The following is an 18017-nucleotide window of genomic DNA, read 5'->3' on the forward strand; positions in this document are numbered from 1 at the left end:
GAGAGCGTGGCCGGCGGCCGACTGCTGGACCGAGACAACCAATCCGTCGCCTTGACCGTGCTGTGCCAGCGTTTGCTGATTGCCACCACCGAGTTGCTGAATACCCACGACCGGGTCTTGAGCGAAGTACAAGGTACCCAACTGTCGGGCAGGGTCACCTTGGGTATTCCGGACGAATATTCCGCCCATGTGATCCGCGACATCTTGCCGATCTTTGCCGCGGCCTGGCCCAATGTGGTGTTGGAGGTCAAGACCGCCCCCAGCTATTCGCTGCGCGATCTGGTGGAGCGCGGCAAGCTGCAATTGGCAGTGATGGTGCAATCGCGAGAGGCGAGGGTGCCGAATGCTCAAGTACTGCTCAGCACCCTGCCTGTCTGGGTGGGCGGCCTGAACAGCCCGGCGCAATGGCCCGACCCGCTGCCCCTGGCGCTGTACGCCGATGACTGTCCGTATCGGCGAGTCATGCTCGAGGCCTTGAAGCAGCAAGGCCGGCAATGGCGTGTCGTGGTCGACAGCCCCTCCAGCCAGGCGGTCAGTGCCTGCGTAGAGGCAGGGCTGGGGATTACCCTCATCGATCACGCCCGGGTGACTCGTCGCATGCAGATTCTGCACGGCCTGCCGGTCATCGCCGAGCATGAAGTGGTGCTGCTGCGGGCCAGGTCCAGCCAGACGGAACAGGCTATCGATCTGCTGGCCGCCGCGATTGCCCAGCACTTTCGGCTCTAGCCGCTGCGCGCTTCGCTTTCCAGCCATTGAGCGAACAACTGGGCCTCGGGCACGGCGTCCGCCGCCACGGTGAAGTAGTAGCGGGTGATCGGCATGCGCAGTTCTGGAAACGGACATTGCAGTTGTCCCGACGCCAGCCCGGTGGCCACCAGCGACGCCGGCACGGCGGCGAAGCCCAGGCCATCGATCGCCGCCTGCACCACAAAATGCACGTGCTCGAACTGCATCTGCCCCGCCGGCTTGATCCGCTCATGCCCGGTATGTTCCACCCAGGCATCCCAGTCGCCCTTGCGGGTTCTGGACCACAGCAACGCCAGCTCAGACAGGTCTGTCGGGGTGCGCACCGGGTGGGCCGCCAACGAGGCCGGCGAGGCCACCACGCACACGTCGTCCTCCAGGAACGGCCGCAGGAGGGCCGCGGGGGGCCAGCCCACCATCCCGCGGCGAATGGCGATGTCGAAGGGGTCAGTGGCTCTCTCGGGAGGCACGGTGCTGGTCAGCACCAGCGGCTCGACACCGGGATGGCGCTCGACGAAGTGCGGCAGCCGCGGAATCAGCCAGCGTACGGCAAAGGTCGGGCGAACATTGATGCGCACCACCCGCCCGGGCGCCTGGCCCATGACCGACTGGGTGGCCGCCGCGATCTGCCGCAGGGCGGCATCGGCCTGGGCAAAGAACCGCAGGCCCTCCACGGTCAGGCTGATCTGGCGCACGCGTCGCTCGAACAACTGCACGCCCATGTAGGCCTCCAGGGCTTGTACCTGGCGGCTGACAGCGCTGTGGGTCACGTTCAGTTCGCCGGCCGCCAGGGTGAAGCTCTGGTGGCGGGCGGCGGCCACGAAGGCAGGGACGGCGTTGAGAGGAGGCAGAGGACTGATCATGCGTGCGATTTTTGCACACATGGCGCGCGATAATCTCGTTTGTCCGGACTGACGGCCACGTGCAGCATGGCGGTATGTCCATTCTTCCTGTTACCTCTGCCGTAGACCGCCACTCGCGCCTGGCTGCGCTGGCGCTGGCGCTTGTGCTGCCGGCGGATACCGTGCTGTACCTGCTGCTGCCAATGTACGCCAGCGAGTTCGGCGTCACCCTTGTAGAAGTGGGCTTGCTGCTGGCGGCGAACCGCTTGATACGGATCGCCGGCTACGGTTATGTCGCGCGCTTCTATGCTCGGCATGGTGACCGGCGCACCTGTACCTGGGCGGTCATGGCCGGCGCGGTATGTGCGTTGGGCTACGCCAGCCTGTCCGGCTTCTGGGCGCTGCTGCCGTTGCGGTTGCTGTGGGGCCTGTCGTTCGCGGCGCTGAATCTTTCGACCCAGGCGTTGGCCACCGCCGAGCCGAGTGGCGCGGCGCGACGCTCTGGCCGCTCTCGGGCGTTCACTGCATTGGGGCCGGTACTGGCGCTGCCTCTGGGTGCCGTACTGGCCTATGGCGGAGGTCCGCGCCTGTTGTTCTGGCTGCTGGCAGCCATTGCATTGATCGGGCTGGCCGCCAGTCGAGGGCTGCCGGCGCTCGGTCATCCCATGGCCAGTGCACGGCGAAGGCTGCAAATGCCCAACTGCCTTGATGCCTGGTCGTTTCTCGAGGGCTTTACCCTGGATGGCCTGTTCATCATCGGCCTCTCCTACCTGGGCAGCGACCTGTTGCCAGGCGGCGCGGTGGTAGTTGCAGGAACACTGCTCGCCATTCGCTATCTGGGAGAAATCCTGCTCAGCCCAGCGGGCGGCCGGCTGGCCGACCACTGGGGTGCCGAACAGGTGTTGCTGGTGCTATCGGTGCTCACCAGCCTGGCGCTGATCGGCTTCGGTGCCGGTTGGCTATGGAGTTCTGCAGCCGCCATTGTGGTGCTGCGCGCGCTGCAATTGCCGCTGCTGGCACCCATCGTTGCCCATCGCACCCCAGGCCCGGAACGGGTACAAGCGTTGGTCACTCGCTCGGTATGGAGGGACATCGGCGCCGGCGCGGGTCCCATCCTGGCCGGACTGCTGCTGCCCATAGTGCCGGCCTTCTGGCTGTACACCGTGCCCGCGCTGTTGCTCGCCGCCGCTGCAGTGGCCTGTGCCAGGCCGGTAGAGGAGGTGCTGCACGTTTCCGAGTAAGTGTGGAATGAGGCCGCAACCAGCCGAGGCCAAATGCGCAGAGGCCAAAAGCATTGCCTCGGCAGACAGGGCCGGGGCGGTGGTAGCGGGCCCCCGCACCCGTTAAAATACCCCCCATTCCCTGGAGGCCTCCCCATGTCGTCATTCGCCCACATGATCGAAAACATCACCCCGGACATCTACGAAAGCCTCAAGCTGGCCGTGGAAATCGGTAAATGGTCCGATGGCCGCAAGCTCACCGCCGAGCAAAAGGAACTGTCCCTGCAGGCGATAATCGCCTGGGAAATGAAGAACCTGCCCGAAGACCAGCGCACCGGATACATGGGCCCGCAGGAATGCGCGTCGAAGTCGGCTCCGGTCGAGAACATCCTGTTCAAGTCGGACGCGATCCATTGAGTATCGATCTGTTGAGCGATAGCTCCCTGCAAGAGATTGGCCGTGGTTCGGTCAGCAAGATGTCCGCACGGCTCGACGAGTCTGGCGTGCAGTATCATTTTCGCCTGGGTGACAGCGAGGTGGCGGTCAATCCGTTGATCGGCAAGACCGTGCGCCTGGAGTACCTGGGTGCCATCCATTGCGTCAACTGCGGCAGGAAAACCAAGACCAGCTTCAGTCAGGGTTACTGCTACCCATGCATGACCAAGCTCGCCCAGTGCGACGTGTGCATCATGGCCCCGGAAAAGTGCCATTACGAGTCCGGCACCTGCCGTGATCCGGCGTGGGGTGAGCAGTTCTGCATGACCGATCATGTGGTGTACCTGGCCAACTCTTCGGGTGTGAAGGTGGGCATTACCCGTGCTACCCAGTTGCCGACCCGCTGGCTGGACCAGGGCGCCAGCCAGGCGCTGCCGATCATGCGTGTGGCGACGCGTCAGCAGTCGGGCCTGGTCGAGGACCTGTTCCGCTCGCAGGTAGCCGACCGCACCAACTGGCGTGCGCTGCTCAAGGGTGATGCCGAGGCGGTGGATCTGGTGGCGATCCGCGAGCAGTTGTTCGACAGCTGTGCAGCTGGCATCCATATGCTGCAGGAGCGCTTCGGTTTGCAGGCCATCCAGCCGCTGCTCGATGTCGAGCCGCTCGAAATCCGCTACCCGGTGCACGCGTACCCCACCAAGATCGTCAGTTTCAACCTGGACAAGAATCCGGTGGCCGAGGGCACGTTGCTGGGCGTCAAGGGTCAATATCTGATCTTCGACACCGGCGTCATCAATATTCGCAAGTACACGGCTTACCAATTGGCCGTGCATCAGTAGAAGGATTCGAGCATGCGTACCGAACAACCGAAAATGATCTATCTGAAGGACTATCAGGCGCCCGATTACCTGATCGACGAAACGCACCTGACCTTCGAGTTGTTCGACGACCACAGCCTGGTCCATGCGCAACTGGTGATGCGCCGCAACCCCGCGCGCGGCGACGGACTGCCGCCGCTGGTGCTCGACGGCGAACTGATGGAGCTGCTGAGCGTCAAGCTCGACGACACCGACCTGAGCGAAGCCGACTATCAGCTCGGCGCCGAAAGCCTCACCCTGCATCCTGCAAGCGACAGCTTCACGGTCGATACCAGCGTGCGCATTCACCCGGAAACCAACACCGCGCTGGAAGGCCTGTACAAATCCAGCGGCATGTTCTGCACCCAGTGCGAGGCCGAAGGTTTTCGCAAGATCACCTATTACCTCGACCGCCCGGATGTGATGAGCCGTTTCACCACCACGCTGATCGCCGCCCAGCATGAGTACCCGGTGCTGCTGTCCAACGGCAACCCGGTGGGCAATGGGCCTCAGGAAGACGGCCGCCACTGGGCCACCTGGGAAGACCCGTTCATGAAGCCGGCGTACCTGTTCGCCCTGGTGGCCGGCGACCTGTGGTGCGTGGAGGATAGCTTCACCACCGTGAGTGGCCGTGACGTGGCACTGCGCATTTATGTCGAGCCGGAAAACATCGACAAGTGCGCCCATGCCATGACCAGCCTGAAGAAGTCCATGCGCTGGGACGAAGAGGCCTATGGCCGCGAGTACGATCTGGACATCTTCATGATCGTGGCGGTCAACGATTTCAACATGGGCGCCATGGAAAACAAGGGCCTGAACATCTTCAACTCCAGCGCCGTGCTGGCCCGCGCCGAAACCGCTACCGATGCCGCGCACCAGCGCGTCGAAGCCATCGTCGCCCATGAGTACTTCCACAACTGGTCCGGCAACCGCGTGACCTGTCGCGACTGGTTCCAGCTGTCGCTCAAGGAAGGCTTCACCGTGTACCGCGACTCCGGCTTCAGTGCCGACATGAACTCGGCCACGGTCAAGCGCATTCAGGACGTCGCCTACCTGCGTACCCACCAGTTCGCCGAAGACGCCGGGCCCATGGCCCACGCCGTACGCCCGGACAGCTTTATCGAGATCTCCAATTTCTACACCCTGACCGTGTATGAAAAAGGCTCGGAAGTGGTCGGCATGATCCACACCCTGTTGGGCGATGAAGGTTTCCGCAAGGGCAGCGACCTCTACTTCGAGCGCCACGACGGGCAGGCGGTGACCTGCGACGACTTCATCAAGGCGATGGAAGACGCCAACGGCGCCGACCTCGGCCAGTTCAAACGCTGGTACAGCCAGGCCGGTACGCCACGCCTGGCGGTCAGCGAAAGCTACGATGCCGTGGCCAAGACCTACAGCCTGACCTTCCGCCAGAGCTGCCCGGCCACCCCGGACAAGGTCGAGAAGCTGCCTTTCGTGATTCCCGTGGCACTGGGCTTGCTGGACAGCAAAGGCCAGGAGATTGCGCTGCGCCTGAGCGACGAATCTGCTGCCGTTGGCACCAGCCGTGTGCTGGCAGTGACCGAGGCAGAGCAGACGTTCACCTTCGTCGAGGTGGCCGAGCAACCGCTGCCGTCCCTGCTGCGCGGCTTCAGTGCGCCGGTGAAACTGAGCTTCCCCTACGACCGCGATCAACTGATGTTCCTGATGCAGCACGACACCGACGGGTTCAACCGCTGGGACGCCGGTCAGCAGTTGGCTGTGCAGGTGTTGCAGGAACTGATCGGGCAGTACCAGCAGGGCGCCGAGTTGGTCATGGATCAGCGGCTGGTCAAGGCGCTGGCCAGCGTGCTGGGCAATGACGGCCTGGATCAGGCCATGGTTGCCGAGATGCTGTCGTTGCCGAGCGAGGCGTACCTGACCGAGATCAGCGAGGTGGCAGACGTGGATGCCATCCATGCCGCCCGCGAATTTGCTCGTCAGCAATTGGCCGATGGCTTGTTCGACGGGTTGTGGGCGCGTTATCGGAGCAACCGCGAAGTGTCCAAGGCCACCGCCTATGTGGCCGAGAAGGAACACTTCTCCCGGCGGGCCCTGCAGAACATTGCGCTGTCGTACCTGATGCTCAGCGGCAAGCCTGAGGTACTAGCAGCGACGCTGGAGCAGTACGACGCTTGCGACAACATGACCGAGCGCCTGACAGCGCTGGCGGTGCTGGTGAATTCGCCGTTCGAAGCGGACAAAGCCAAGGCATTGGCCGCCTTCGCCGAGCACTTCAAGGACAACCCGCTGGTGATGGACCAGTGGTTCAGCGTGCAGGCAGCCAGCGGTTTGCCGGGCGGGCTGGAGCGGGTCAAGGCGCTGATGCAGCATCCGGCGTTCACCCTGAAAAACCCCAACAAGGTGCGCGCGCTGATCGGTGCGTTTGCCGGACAGAACCTGATCAACTTCCATGCGGCCGATGGCTCGGGCTATCGCTTCCTGGCAGACCTGGTCATCGAGCTTAATGCATTGAATCCGCAGATTGCCTCGCGGCAGTTGTCGCCGCTGACTCGCTGGAGAAAGTACGACAGCGAGCGTCAGGCGCTGATGAAAGGGGAGTTGGAGCGGATTCTGGCGTCGGGCGCGTTGTCCAGCGACGTGTATGAGGTGGTGAGCAAGAGTCTGGCTTAAGGTCAGGTATCTGCAGTGTCAGTTCCGGCTAATCGCGGGCAGAGCCCGCTCCCACAGGGGTCTTCAGTGCAACATGGACCCCTGTGGGAGCGGGCTCTGCCCGCGATTGGCCGGTGCTGACACCCCTGTCAAGCGCTGACCTTCAACCCCACCAACCCGACGATGATCAACCCCACGCTGGCCATCCTCACCAGCGCCATGGACTCGCCGAACAGCACGATCCCGGCGATCACCGTGCCCACCGCGCCGACACCTGTCCATATTGCATACGCCGTGCCCAACGGCAGCTCACGCATGGCCAACCCAAGCAGGCCAAGGCTCGCGGCCATGGCGGCTACGGTCAATACGGTGGGAAGGGGGCGGGTGAACCCGTCGGTGTATTTCAGGCCGATGGCCCAGCAGACCTCGAACAGGCCAGCACAAAACAACAGAAACCAGGACATGGTTTTAAACCTCATCGAAGATGGGGTCGTCCCCGCTGTTGAAATAACACCGCCGGGTCGTCCCGGCGGTGTGCACTATATTGCCCAAAGTTGATCGATCGATCAAGGTTGCGTGGCGTTCACCGGCTCGTCGGTGCCTTCCATGCGGCGGAAGTAGGTCGAGAGCAGAGCACCGGAGATATTGTGCCAGACGCTGAACAGCGCGCTGGGCACCGCTGCCAGCGGTGAGAAATGCGCACTGGCCAGGGCTGCCCCGAGCCCGGAGTTCTGCATGCCCACCTCCAGCGCCAGCGACTTGCGCTGTGCCAGGGGCAGCTTGAAGACTTTGCCCGTGAAATAGCCCAGCAGGAAGCCGAAGCTGTTATGCAGGATCACCACGGCCATGATCAGCAGACCCGACTCGGCAATCTTTGCCTGACTGGCGGCAACCACCGCGCAGACGATCATCACGATGCTCACCACCGACACCAGCGGCAGCACGTCGACCGCCACCTGCACGCGGGCGCCCAGGACTTTCTGCGCCAACACGCCGAGCACGATCGGCAGCATCACCAGTTGCAAAATCGACCAGAACATTTCCATGAACGAGACCGGCAGCCAGGCCGAAGCCAGCAGCCAGATCAGCGCTGGCGTCAGCAGCGGAGCGAGCAGGGTGGTCACGGCGGCAATCGCTACCGACAGCGCCAGGTCACCCTTGGCCAACCAGGTCATGACGTTGGACGAGGTACCGCTCGGGCAGCAACCGACCAATATCACACCGACGGCAATTTCCGGCGGCAGGTGGAACACCTGGCACAGCAGCCAGGCCACACCCGGCATGATCACGAAGTGGGCAATGACGCCCAGGGCCACGCGCCATGGGTGACGGGTGACTTCAGCGAAGTCTTCAAGCTTGAGGGTCAACCCCATGCCGAACATGACCAGGCCCAGCAGTGGCACGATCAGGGTTTTCAGGCCGATGAACCATTCAGGCTTGAGGAACGCCAGCACGGCGAACAGCAAGACCCAGTAAGCAAAGGTGTTGCCGACGAAGCGGCTCAGAGCGGCCAGGGCGCGCATGGGGTTTCCTTCTTATATAGAGAGAGTTGTGTAGTGTCTGAACGGGCCCCATCGCGGGCAGAGCCCGCTCCCACAAGGATCTGCTGAGCGCCGCAGAACTGCTGTGGGAGCGGCTCCACCCACCCAGTGCTCCCACAGAGATCTGCCAAGCACTGCAAAGCTCCTGTGGGAGCGGATTCTACCCGCGATGGCCGCACCGCCAATCAAATGCCTTGCGGAATTCCTCGCCACCCAGTGCTCCCACAGAGATCTGCCAAGCACTGCAAAGCTCCTGTGGGAGCGGGTTCTACCCGCGATGGGCGCACCGCCAATCAAATGCCTTGCGGAATTCCTCGCCGCCCAGTGCTCCCACAGAGATCTGCCAAACACTGCAAAGCTCCTGTGGGAGCGGGTTCTACCCGCGATGGGCGCACCGCCAATCAAATGCCTTGCGGAATTTCCTCGCCGCCCAGCGCTTCGAACAATGCCGGCAGAAACTCGCCAAAGGTCAGCATCATCAGGGTAAAGCTGGCATCCAGCTGCCCCAGGGCTTCCTCGCCGCCATCTTCCTCGGCCTGATCCTGCAGCAGCTCTTCGAACTTGAGGCGCTTGACCACCATCTTGTCGTCCAGCACGAACGACAACTTGTCCTGCCAGGCCAGGGACAATTGAGTCACCTGCTTGCCTGTGCTCAAGTGCAGCTGGATCTCTTCACTGGTCAGGTCCTGACGCTTGCAGCGCACGATACCGCCATCTTCATGGGTGTCACGCAGCTCGCACTCATCCAGTACATAGAAGTCGTCAGCGGCTTTCTGGGTCTTGACCCAATCGGTCATGGTGGCGGTCGGCGCGACTTTTACCGTCAGCGGGCGTACCGGCAGCGAACCGATCACTTCACGCAGGGTAGACAGCAGGTCTTCGGCGCGTTTGGGGCTGGCCGAGTTCACCAGGATCAGGCCCTGCTTCGGCGCAATGGCGGCGAAGGTCGACGAGCGACGGATAAAGGCACGCGGCAGGAAGGCCTGGATGATCTCATCCTTGATCTGGTCGCGTTCCTTCTTGTACACCTTGCGCATCTGCTCGGCTTCGATCTCTTCGACCTTTTCCTTGACCGCATCACGCACGACGCTTCCGGGCAGGATGCGTTCTTCCTTGCGCGCGGCAATCAGCAGAAAGTCCTGGCTGACGTGCACGAATGGAGCATCTTCGCCCTTGCCGAACGGCGCGACGAAACCGTAGGTGGTCAACTCCTGGCTAGCGCATGGGCGCGCCGGTTTGGTGGCCAGTGCAGTTTCCAGGGCCTCGGCGTCGAAGGGGATATCTTGGGTCAGGCGATAGACAAGCAGGTTTTTGAACCACATGGGGTGAATCACTCCTCAACACATAAGGGGCGCATTATTCTCCGTGTAGCAGGCCCGCGCCAACCCTGTGCTAAGTGTTTGGAAGGCCTAAGAAAAATTTTTAAAAAAGTGCTTGCCAGACCCTGGGTCGCTCCGTAGAATGCGCGCCACACCGAGAGACAAAGGGTGATTAGCTCAGCCGGGAGAGCATCTGCCTTACAAGCAGAGGGTCGGCGGTTCGATCCCGTCATCACCCACCAATCTCTCTCAGTGTTACGCGCAGCGGTAGTTCAGTCGGTTAGAATACCGGCCTGTCACGCCGGGGGTCGCGGGTTCGAGTCCCGTCCGCTGCGCCATTTATTCCGCTTCAAGGCCCTTGAACTCCTTGAAGCAAAAAAGAAGCGACCTTCGGGTCGCTTTTTTTTTGCCTGTTCATTCCCCTCTTATATATTGCTCCAGCTGCTTGATCAGGCTCGTCTGCTCGGCGATGGCTTCCTTCACCAGGTCGCCGATGGACAGCAGTCCCAGCAATCGCCCGTCATCCACCACCGGCAGATGGCGCAGGCGCCTGTCGGTCATCAACGCCATGCACTCGGCAATGGTGTGTTGCGGCGTCACAGTGATCACCCCGTCGCTCATGATCGCGCTGACAGGGGTGCCGATCGATGAACGGCCTTTCAAGACCATCTTGCGTGCATAGTCGCGCTCGCTGACGATGCCCACCACGCTGCCATCGACCACCACGGGCAGGGCACCCACATTCGCCTCGGCCATGACCTTAAGCGCATCGACCACCATCTGCTGCGGCTCGATGGTATGGACCTGTTGGCTGTGCTGGACTTTACTCTTCAACAGTTCTGCGACGGTTTTCATGAGTTGTGGCTCCAAAGAAGGCAAGTGTAGCAGCGGATTCAGCCCCCTCGGCGGCGCCCGCTGCTGGGCGGATTACCCCACACACAGCGCGGTCCCGTACATTCCCAAAGCGAACACCACATGTCCGACAACGTTCTGCAGCTTGCTGACGTTGGGTGTAGCCGCCTGAACGGGTCAGGAAAGCGCGCTTGGCGGTAGTTGAAACCGATTCCCATTCTCCCTAGACTCACGGGCTTTCCGGGTCGCCTCAGGCGTCTCGTCATTCGCCGAGGCACCTGCATGGCCCAGTCCTCTTCCCATCTGGATGTGTTCCTGACATTACGCCGCGAGCTGGTCGCCTATGCCTCGAAGATCACCGGCGACCGCGTGCAGGCCGAGGACATCGTGCAGGAGGCCTACATTCGCTTCATTCCAGGCAAGGCGCAGGGGCAGGGCATCGTCGAACAGCCTGCGGCCTATCTGTATCGCATCGTGCGCAACCTGGCGCTGGACCTCAAGCGCAGCCGCAGCCGCGAGCAGGCCCAGCAAAGCGCACCGCCCGCCTGGGTGCTGCCGTCCCATGGCAGCGACCCCGCCGATATCTGCCAGCACAGCATGGCGCTGGATCGTTTGGCCGGGGCCCTGCAGGCCATGCCCGAAGCCAGCCGCACCGCCGTCGAGATGCACCGCTTCGGTGGCTGCACGCTGGCGCAGATTGCCGAGCGCCTGGGGATTTCCCTGACCTCCGCGCACCGCTTGTTGCGTGAAGCGCTGGTAAACTTGGCGCGAGAACTGGATGACCCCCAGGAGCCGCCCATGCCTGCCCCGAGCCCTGCCCGTGAACACTGAACCCGATGCCTTGGAACAAGCCGCGGACTGGCATCTGCGCTTGCAGGAAGCGCCCGAGGCACGTCACGAGTTCCTGCAATGGCTGCAGGCCGACAGTGCTCACCGTGCGGCGTGGCAGCGCATGGAACAGCTCATGGGCGCGCTGGATCATCTGGCGCCTCAGCCTGTGCCGGTTACGCCCACGCCACCTCGGCGTCGCCGTTACTGGCCCGGCCTGGCCGTCGCAGCCAGCCTGGCCCTGATCGCGGTGCTGGCAATCCCCCCGGCAACCCAGGCCTGGCGAGCGGACTTCTACACCGGCACTGGCCAGACCCGCGAAGTCATCCTGGCCGACGGCTCCAGCGTGACCCTGGGGCCGGAATCCGAACTCAGCGTAGCGGCCGATAACCCTCGGCATGTGACGTTGCTGCGTGGCCAGGCATTCTTTGACGTGGCCCATGATCCGCAGCGCCCGTTTGTAGCCACCGCGGGGCATCTGGACGTACGGGTGCTTGGCACGGCCTTCGACTTGGAATTGCAGGGCCAGCGGGCTCAGGTCAGCCTCGCCCGCGGCCAGGTGCTCGCCGAGAACGCCGAAAAAGCCCTGAGCGAGCGGCTCGCTCCAGGGCAAACCCTGCGCCTGGACTGGCCGTCCGGTCACATCGAACGCACGACCCTGGCGCCCCAGCAGATCGGCGCGTGGCGCCAGGGCTCGCTGTTCGTCGAGAACCAGCCGGTCAGCGCCATCGTCGAGCAGTTGCAGCGCTATACGCCGGGCTGGATCGTTGTCGCTGACCCCGCCCTGAAACAGCGTCGCCTGACCGGTGTGTTCGACTTGCGCGACCCAGACCGAGCCATGCTGGCGTTGGCCCAGAGTCTGAATACTCCGCAGCGCAAGGTCGGTCCCTGGCTACGGACCTTGGGAAATTTCTAGTTTTTTTGTACCCATCTGGAAAAAATCGTCGAGCTCAACGTCTTTCATGGTCGGTTTGAGAAAAGTTCTCAAATGAAACCCGCTGTCGCCCGCAGCCTCATGAAGGATTTCGTTGATGTCGCGTTCCATCCCCTTGCAGACGCTTGCCCTGACCCTCTGGCTACCCATGCACGCCAGTTGGGCCGCCGATCCGCAACCGGCCAGTGCCGCCATCAGCTATGCCATACCCGCTCAACCGCTGGCGTCGGCCCTGGCCCAGTTCGCCCAACGCAATGGCTTGCAGCTGGGCTTCGATGGCGCACTGGCCACTGGCAGGTTCGCCCCGGCGCTGAGCGGCAGCCTCACCCGGCAACAGGCCTTGCAACAGTTGCTGCAGGGCTCGGGACTGGGCTGGCAGATCACTGCCGAGGGTACCTTGCTGGTGTTTCCCCAACCGGCCAGCGGCACGCTGAGCCTGGCACCTTCGAGCATCGTCTCCAGCCACTATGTCGAACACGCCGACGGCCCGGTGCAGGGCTATCGCGCCACCCGCAGCGCCACCGGCACCAAGACCGACACGGCGCTACGGGATATCCCGCAGTCGATCCAGGTGGTCTCGCGCCAGGTCCTGGAGGATCAACAGGTCAACAACCTGGGCGACGCCCTGACCAATGTCAGCAGCGTGCAACGTGGCAACAGCCACGGCGGCTCCTCGGAGAGCTTCGTTATCCGCGGCTTCCAGGCCACCACTTATGCGGTCGACGGCATGCTGATCAACCCCTTGGTATCGCGCCCCGAGGCATTGCGCGACCTGGCCAACGTCGAGCGCGTGGAAGTGCTCAAGGGCCCGGCGTCTGTGCTCTATGGCCGTGGCAACCCAGGCGGGCTGATCAACCTGGTGACGCGCAAGCCCACCTTCGAGCCCGAAGCTCAGGTCAAGGCCCAGGCCGGCTCCTACGACTTCTATCGGCTGGAGGCCAATGCCAGCGGCGCCCTCGATCCGGCCGAAACCCTGGCCGGCCGCCTGACACTGGCCACCCAGACTGACCGGGGTTTTCGCGACACCTTCCGCGACAGCAAGCGCACCTATGTCGCGCCGACTTTTCGCTGGGAGCCTTCGGACAGCACCCGGGTCGACGCTGGTATGGAGTACATCGATCAGACCAGCCCGTTCGACCGTGGCCTGCTGCCACAGAACGGCAAGATCAGCATGAATGCCGACCGCTACCTGCACGAGCCGTGGTCGCGGGACAAAGCCGACAAATTCGCCGTGTGGTATCGCGCCGAGCATGACCTCAACGATTGGCTGACCCTGCGCCAGATGACCCGCTGGGACGATTCCCACAAGGACCGCTACGTGGTCGACCTGCGGGGCATCGGCAGTGACGGTCGAACCCTGGCGCGGCGCGCCACCGATGGTGAAGAAACCATTCGTACCCTGGATGCTCAGTTCGAGGCCATCGCCCGGTTCGCCACGCTGGGTATCGACCACACCCTGCTGGCCGGTTTCGAGTACATCGATGGCACCCGCGACACCAGCAGCTACCGCGCTTCGCTGGCTTCGATCGATATCTACAACCCGGTCTACGGCGCGGTACCCGGGCCCTTCGCTTTCCAGGAAAAGGCCAGCTACGACCTGGAATCCTACAGTTTCTACCTGCAAGACCAGATCGACCTGACCGATCAGTGGAAGCTGCTGCTGGGCGCGCGCTACGACGACACCCGGCAAGACAACGTGACCACCAACGCCGACTACCAGAACACGTTGACCAAGGTCGATCCCACCAAGGTCTCGCCGCGTTTGGGTGTGGTCTATCAGCCCCTGGACTGGGTCGCGCTGTACGCCAGCTACAGCACCTCGTTCACGCCTCAGAGCAACCTGGCCAGCAATGGTCGGGTGCTGGACCCGGAGGAGGGCGAGCAGTATGAAGTGGGGGCCAAGTTCGAACTGATTCCCGACCAGCTCAGCGCCACACTCTCGGTGTTCCAGATCACCCGGCAGAACGTCGCCGCGCCGGACCCTGAAGACGACGCCTATTCGGTGCAGACCGGCGAGCAGCGCGTGCGCGGTGTCGAACTGGACGTCAGCGGTACACCGCTGCCGGGCTGGGAGATCATTGGCAACATCAGCGCCTTGAACGCCGAGCTGACCAAGGACACCGCCATCGACGAAGGCAACAAGCTGCCCAGCGTGCCCACCCTCAGCGGCTCGCTGTGGTCCAGCTACCAATTGCAGGAAGGCCCGCTGGCAGGCCTGGGCTTCGGTGCCGGGGTGATCGCGGTGGGCGAGCGCCAGGGCGACATCGACAACAGCTATGACGTCAGCGGCTACGCCCGCATCGATGCCAGCCTGTTCTACGACATCGACGAGAACGTGCGGGTCTCGCTCAACGGCCGCAACCTCACCGACCGCAAGTACATCGAGACCGCCGCCGGTACCGATGGCAACTATGCCGGCGCCCCGGCGCAGGTCATCGCTACCGTGAGTGCGAAATTTTGAATCAGCTCGAAGCCATCACCAGCCAGGCCCAGCTGCACAGCGCCTACCGCAGCGTGCTGCGCAAACGCCTGGCGATCAGCCTGCTGCTGGCCGTCGCGGTGGTGTGCTGCCTGGTCGCCGATATTGCCCTGGGCACCACCGCGTTTTCCCTCGGCGATGTGGTGCGGGCGGTGTTCATGCCCGCCAGCGTCGATCCGGACACCCAGGTCATCGTCCGTGAACTGCGCCTGCCGTTCGCCTTGATGGCGGTACTGGTGGGTGTGGCCCTGTCACTGGCCGGCGCCGAGATGCAGACCATCCTCAATAACCCCCTGGCCAGCCCGTTCACCCTGGGTGTGTCGTCGGCCGCGTCCCTGGGCGCGGCCTTGGCCATCGTGCTGGACCTGGGTATTCCCGGGGTCCCCGGCAGTTGGCTGATCACCGTCAATGCCTTCATTTTCGCTTTTGGCTCGGTATTGCTGCTGCAAGCGGTGGCGAGCATGACCGGCGGCGTGCAGACGCTGGTGCTGTTCGGCATAGCCCTGGTGTTCAGCTTCAACGCCATGGTGGCACTGCTGCAATACCTGGCATCGGCCGATGCGCTGCAGCAACTGGTGTTCTGGAGCATGGGCAGTCTCAACCGGGCCAGTTGGCCGGCGGTACAGACCTTGGGTCTGGTGGTGCTGCTGGTACTGCCCTCCAGTGTGCGCGCGGCGTGGCAGATGACCACCCTGCGCCTGGGTGAAGAACGTGCGGCCACCTTGGGCATCGACGTGGCCCGTCTTCGCTTCGGCGCGTTGCTGCGCATCAGTTTGCTGGCAGCCACGGCGGTGGCCTTTGTCGGCACCATCGGTTTCATCGGTTTGGTGGGGCCGCACATCGCGCGGATGCTGATCGGCGAGGATCACCGCTTCTATCTGCCGGTCAGCGCGCTGGTGGGCGCCTTGATCATGTCGCTGGCGGCCATTGTCAGCAAACAGCTGATTCCTGGCGTGATACTGCCGGTCGGTATCGTTACCGCGCTGGTGGGCGTGCCGTTGTTCATCAGCCTGATATTCAAGCAGGGCCGCAAATGAGCCTCACCACCTTGACCGTGCGGGGCTTGAGCGTGGCCTATCGGCGCCGCACCGTGTTGCATGACATCGATCTGCCGGACCTGCAGTCCGGCCAGGTGGTGGCTTTGGTCGGCCCGAATGGGGCGGGCAAGTCAACGCTGCTGCGGACCCTGGCCGGGCTGTTGCCGGCGCAGGGGCGCGTGCACCTGGATGGGCTGGATCTGCTGACGTGCAACCGCCGTGCGCGCGCGGCGGTGCTGGGTTTCATGCCACAGACCTTGCCCGATGGCATTGCCTTGAGCGTGCTGGAAACCCTGCTCGGTGCGCTGCGCGGTGGCGACCCGATCAAGGCGCAACTGGACGCCCAGGGCCAACAGCAGCGCGCCTATGAGGTGCTCGAACAGCTGGGCATCGTGCACCTGGCCATGCGCCCGCTGGAAGCGTTGTCCGGCGGCCAACGGCAGATGGTCAGTCTGGCCCAGGCGGTGATCCGCCAGCCCCGCCTGCTGCTGCTCGATGAACCCACCAGTGCCCTGGATCTGCGCTATCAGAACGATGTGATGAGCATGGTTCGCCAGTTGGCCGATCAAGGCCGTATCGTGGTGGTGGTGTTGCACGATCTGGGGCTGGCGGCGACCTGGGCAGACCACATCATGGTCCTGCACAACGGCCGTCTGCGCGCAGCGGGCAGCCCTGAACACACCCTCACCGCGCCGATGCTGGCCGAGGTCTACCGGGTGCAGGCCCGGGTCGAACGCTGCAGCCGGGGCCGTGTGCAGATTCTGGTCGACGGGTCGCTGGCATGAGGTCTCTGTTACTGGTCTGGCTGCTGTTCGCCAGCGCTGCCGGGGCGGCCGACTACCCACGCACGGTGGTGGACCTGGCCGGTCGTTCGGTCATCCTGGCCAAGGCACCGCAACGCATCGTGCTGCAGGATAGCAACGACCTGCTGACCTTGGCGCTGCTGGAGCGCGATGACCCATTGCGCGCAATAGTGGCTTGGGACAACAACCTGGCCAGCTCCGATCCAGGCCTGTGGCGGTTGGTTGCGCAGCGCTGGCCCCAGGCGCGCACCGTGCACGAGATCGAATTCGCCGAATCCGGGCAGTTGGACATCGAGAGCCTGCTGCGCACGCGCCCCGATCTGATTGTCGCCCGCCTTGGCGCCAAGGCCATGATCGAGGGCACGGTGCTGGAGTCGGTCCTGCAACGGCTGGGCATCCCCTTGATCTACGTCGACAACGAGATCGACCCGTTGATCAATGTCCCCCGCAGTGTCGAACTGCTGGGCCGGGTGCTGGGGCGTGAGACCGAGGCGCTGGCTTACCTGGACGCGTATCACGCCAGCCTGGCGCACCTGCGTGAGCGTATCGAGGGCCTGCCATCGCCCAAGGTGTTCATCGAGGCCAGGGCAGGGCAGGCAGGCGGCGGTGCCTGCTGCCATACCCAGGGGCCCAGTGGTTGGGGGTTGCTGGTAGAAAACATGGGGGCGGTGAACCAAGGGTCGCACTATGTCCGGGGTGACTCGTCGGACGTTGCCCTGGAGAGCCTGATCCTGAGCAAGCCAGACGTTTACCTGATGACCGGCACCCAGCGTGTGCGTCGGGGCGTCAGCGCCATTCCGTTCGGCTATGGCGCCGACGCCGGGCAGGTGCGTGATGCCATGGCCCTGCTGCTGGCACGACCTGGGTTCGCATCCATTGCCCGAAGCCCCGACAGTTGCGTGGTCGGGCTCAACCATCAGTTCTACAACAGCGTGTTCAATGTGGCCGGTGCCTACTACCTGGCCAAGGCCTTCTGGCCGCAGGCCTTTGCCGACCTGGACCCAGATGCCGAGTACCGGCGTATGATCGCCACCTTTACCACCCTGCCGGATCGACCCTTCGTGTTCTTCCAGCGTCTATGTTTTGCCGAGGTCGCTCTGTGAAGAAACTCAAGGCGTGGGCCAAGCGCCTCAAAGCCAATCTGATCCTGCTGTGGCTGTGCTGTCGCGAGCCTGATATGCCCAGGCTGCCGTGGCTGGTGGGGCTCGGGACGCTGGCTTATGCCTTCAGTCCGATCGATCTGATTCCGGATTTCATACCGGTGCTCGGGTATCTGGATGACGTGCTGTTGGTGCCGCTGGGCATCTATTGGGCGCTGCGGCTGACACCTGTAGCGGTGCGTCAACGTTGTGAGCCTGAAGCGTTGCGCCGGGCAGGAACGCGGGTGGGCTTGCCGGGCCGCTGGGTGATGGCGGGGGTCGTGGTGGTGGTTTGGGTCGGGTTGGCGGTGTGGGTCTGGCAGGGATTTTCGTGATGCCTTCGCGGCTGTACGCCG

16 protein-coding genes, 2 tRNA genes and 1 pseudogene are annotated in these 18017 nt (G+C 63.5%); 14 read left to right on the forward strand and 5 right to left on the reverse strand.

Annotated elements, in window-relative coordinates; genetic code table 11:
• Positions 1-726: LysR substrate-binding domain-containing protein (locus B3397_RS00960; protein ID WP_296246426.1), on the forward strand; the 726-nt coding region annotated here is incomplete at its 5' end.
• Here B3397_RS00960 and B3397_RS00965 read toward each other — a convergent pair.
• Positions 723-1607, reverse strand: coding sequence for a LysR substrate-binding domain-containing protein (locus B3397_RS00965; RefSeq protein ID WP_296246428.1), 885 nt, complete (start codon positions 1605-1607; stop codon positions 723-725). The genes B3397_RS00960 and B3397_RS00965 overlap by 4 nt on opposite strands.
• 74 nt (positions 1608-1681) lie before the next feature.
• Here B3397_RS00965 and B3397_RS00970 point away from each other — a divergent pair, with 74 nt between their 5' ends.
• From B3397_RS00970 to pepN, 4 genes are all read left to right on the forward strand, one after another.
• Complete coding sequence (locus B3397_RS00970; RefSeq protein ID WP_296246431.1) at positions 1682-2827, forward strand: MFS transporter; 1146 nt, start codon at positions 1682-1684, stop codon at positions 2825-2827.
• Positions 2828-2962: 135 nt separating this feature from the next.
• Positions 2963-3223 (forward strand): YeaC family protein, encoded by a 261-nt coding sequence (locus B3397_RS00975; protein ID WP_296246433.1) that lies wholly within the window; start codon positions 2963-2965, stop codon positions 3221-3223.
• Between the two features lie 26 nt (positions 3224-3249).
• Positions 3250-4080, forward strand: a complete 831-nt coding sequence (locus B3397_RS00980) for a DUF2797 domain-containing protein (RefSeq protein WP_296246452.1) — start codon at positions 3250-3252, stop codon at positions 4078-4080.
• A gap of 12 nt (positions 4081-4092) precedes the next feature.
• Positions 4093-6750 (forward strand): aminopeptidase N, encoded by a 2658-nt coding sequence (pepN, locus tag B3397_RS00985; RefSeq protein WP_296246434.1) that lies wholly within the window; start codon positions 4093-4095, stop codon positions 6748-6750.
• A gap of 128 nt (positions 6751-6878) precedes the next feature.
• Here the strand turns inward: pepN and sugE are convergent, their stop codons facing one another.
• The 3 genes from sugE to rdgC form a co-directional block, all read right to left on the reverse strand.
• Entirely contained in the window at positions 6879-7193 is a 315-nt protein-coding gene (gene sugE, locus B3397_RS00990; RefSeq protein ID WP_296246436.1) for a quaternary ammonium compound efflux SMR transporter SugE, read from the reverse strand.
• 102 nt (positions 7194-7295) lie between these two features.
• Complete coding sequence (locus tag B3397_RS00995) at positions 7296-8252, reverse strand: bile acid:sodium symporter family protein (protein WP_296246438.1); 957 nt, start codon at positions 8250-8252, stop codon at positions 7296-7298.
• Positions 8253-8671: 419 nt separating this feature from the next.
• Positions 8672-9592, reverse strand: coding sequence for a recombination-associated protein RdgC (gene rdgC, locus B3397_RS01000; protein ID WP_296246440.1), 921 nt, complete (start codon positions 9590-9592; stop codon positions 8672-8674).
• 163 nt (positions 9593-9755) lie between these two features.
• Between rdgC and B3397_RS01005 the strand changes: the two genes are divergently transcribed.
• Together B3397_RS01005 and B3397_RS01010 are read left to right on the forward strand one after the other, a co-directional pair.
• Positions 9756-9831: transfer RNA gene (locus B3397_RS01005), tRNA-Val, on the forward strand.
• A gap of 19 nt (positions 9832-9850) precedes the next feature.
• A tRNA-Asp gene (locus B3397_RS01010) sits at positions 9851-9927 on the forward strand.
• Positions 9928-10003: 76 nt separating this feature from the next.
• Here B3397_RS01010 and B3397_RS01015 read toward each other — a convergent pair.
• A complete protein-coding gene (locus tag B3397_RS01015; protein ID WP_296246442.1) occupies positions 10004-10444 on the reverse strand; it encodes a CBS domain-containing protein in 441 nt (146 codons plus the stop codon).
• A 279-nt stretch (positions 10445-10723) separates the two neighbouring features.
• On the opposite strand from B3397_RS01015, the gene B3397_RS01020 reads away from it, so the two are divergent.
• The 7 genes and pseudogenes from B3397_RS01020 to B3397_RS22475 all read left to right on the forward strand — a co-directional run.
• On the forward strand, positions 10724-11272 hold the full coding sequence (locus B3397_RS01020) for an RNA polymerase sigma factor (protein ID WP_296246443.1): 549 nt from the start codon (positions 10724-10726) through the stop codon (positions 11270-11272).
• Positions 11262-12185, forward strand: a complete 924-nt coding sequence (locus B3397_RS01025) for a FecR family protein (RefSeq protein WP_296246444.1) — start codon at positions 11262-11264, stop codon at positions 12183-12185. Before B3397_RS01020 ends, B3397_RS01025 begins: the two co-directional genes overlap by 11 nt.
• Positions 12186-12300: 115 nt before the next feature.
• Entirely contained in the window at positions 12301-14664 is a 2364-nt protein-coding gene (locus tag B3397_RS01030; RefSeq protein WP_296246445.1) for a TonB-dependent siderophore receptor, read from the forward strand.
• Positions 14661-15719: a FecCD family ABC transporter permease gene (locus B3397_RS01035; RefSeq protein ID WP_414704331.1), complete on the forward strand. Its 1059-nt coding sequence runs from the start codon at positions 14661-14663 to the stop codon at positions 15717-15719. The genes B3397_RS01030 and B3397_RS01035 overlap by 4 nt, the downstream gene beginning before the upstream one ends.
• A complete protein-coding gene (locus tag B3397_RS01040) occupies positions 15716-16504 on the forward strand; it encodes an ABC transporter ATP-binding protein (RefSeq protein ID WP_296246447.1) in 789 nt (262 codons plus the stop codon). Before B3397_RS01035 ends, B3397_RS01040 begins: the two co-directional genes overlap by 4 nt.
• Positions 16501-17625: an ABC transporter substrate-binding protein gene (locus B3397_RS01045; protein ID WP_296246449.1), complete on the forward strand. Its 1125-nt coding sequence runs from the start codon at positions 16501-16503 to the stop codon at positions 17623-17625. Before B3397_RS01040 ends, B3397_RS01045 begins: the two co-directional genes overlap by 4 nt.
• A gap of 116 nt (positions 17626-17741) precedes the next feature.
• A pseudogene (locus B3397_RS22475) lies at positions 17742-17838 on the forward strand (YkvA family protein); the annotation flags it as partial.
• Positions 17839-18017: the final 179 nt, after the last annotated feature.

The organism is Pseudomonas sp. UBA4194 (assembly GCF_002379585.1).
Taxonomy (GTDB): Bacteria; Pseudomonadota; Gammaproteobacteria; order Pseudomonadales; family Pseudomonadaceae; genus Aquipseudomonas.

Excerpts from the sequence above, each read along its gene's own strand:
- B3397_RS01040 (WP_296246447.1), top strand. The coding sequence starts at position 15,716 with ATGAGCCTCACCACCTTGACCGTGCGGGGCTTGAGCGTGGCCTATCGG.
- pepN (WP_296246434.1), top strand. The coding sequence starts at position 4,093 with ATGCGTACCGAACAACCGAAAATGATCTATCTGAAGGACTATCAGGCG.
- B3397_RS00995 (WP_296246438.1), bottom strand. The coding sequence starts at position 8,252 with ATGCGCGCCCTGGCCGCTCTGAGCCGCTTCGTCGGCAACACCTTTGCT.
- B3397_RS00965 (WP_296246428.1), bottom strand. The coding sequence starts at position 1,607 with ATGATCAGTCCTCTGCCTCCTCTCAACGCCGTCCCTGCCTTCGTGGCC.
- B3397_RS01030 (WP_296246445.1), top strand. The coding sequence starts at position 12,301 with ATGTCGCGTTCCATCCCCTTGCAGACGCTTGCCCTGACCCTCTGGCTA.
- B3397_RS01045 (WP_296246449.1), top strand. The coding sequence starts at position 16,501 with ATGAGGTCTCTGTTACTGGTCTGGCTGCTGTTCGCCAGCGCTGCCGGG.
- B3397_RS00975 (WP_296246433.1), top strand. The coding sequence starts at position 2,963 with ATGTCGTCATTCGCCCACATGATCGAAAACATCACCCCGGACATCTAC.
- rdgC (WP_296246440.1), bottom strand. The coding sequence starts at position 9,592 with ATGTGGTTCAAAAACCTGCTTGTCTATCGCCTGACCCAAGATATCCCC.
- sugE (WP_296246436.1), bottom strand. The coding sequence starts at position 7,193 with ATGTCCTGGTTTCTGTTGTTTTGTGCTGGCCTGTTCGAGGTCTGCTGG.
- B3397_RS01020 (WP_296246443.1), top strand. The coding sequence starts at position 10,724 with ATGGCCCAGTCCTCTTCCCATCTGGATGTGTTCCTGACATTACGCCGC.
- B3397_RS00970 (WP_296246431.1), top strand. The coding sequence starts at position 1,682 with ATGTCCATTCTTCCTGTTACCTCTGCCGTAGACCGCCACTCGCGCCTG.
- B3397_RS01015 (WP_296246442.1), bottom strand. The coding sequence starts at position 10,444 with ATGAAAACCGTCGCAGAACTGTTGAAGAGTAAAGTCCAGCACAGCCAA.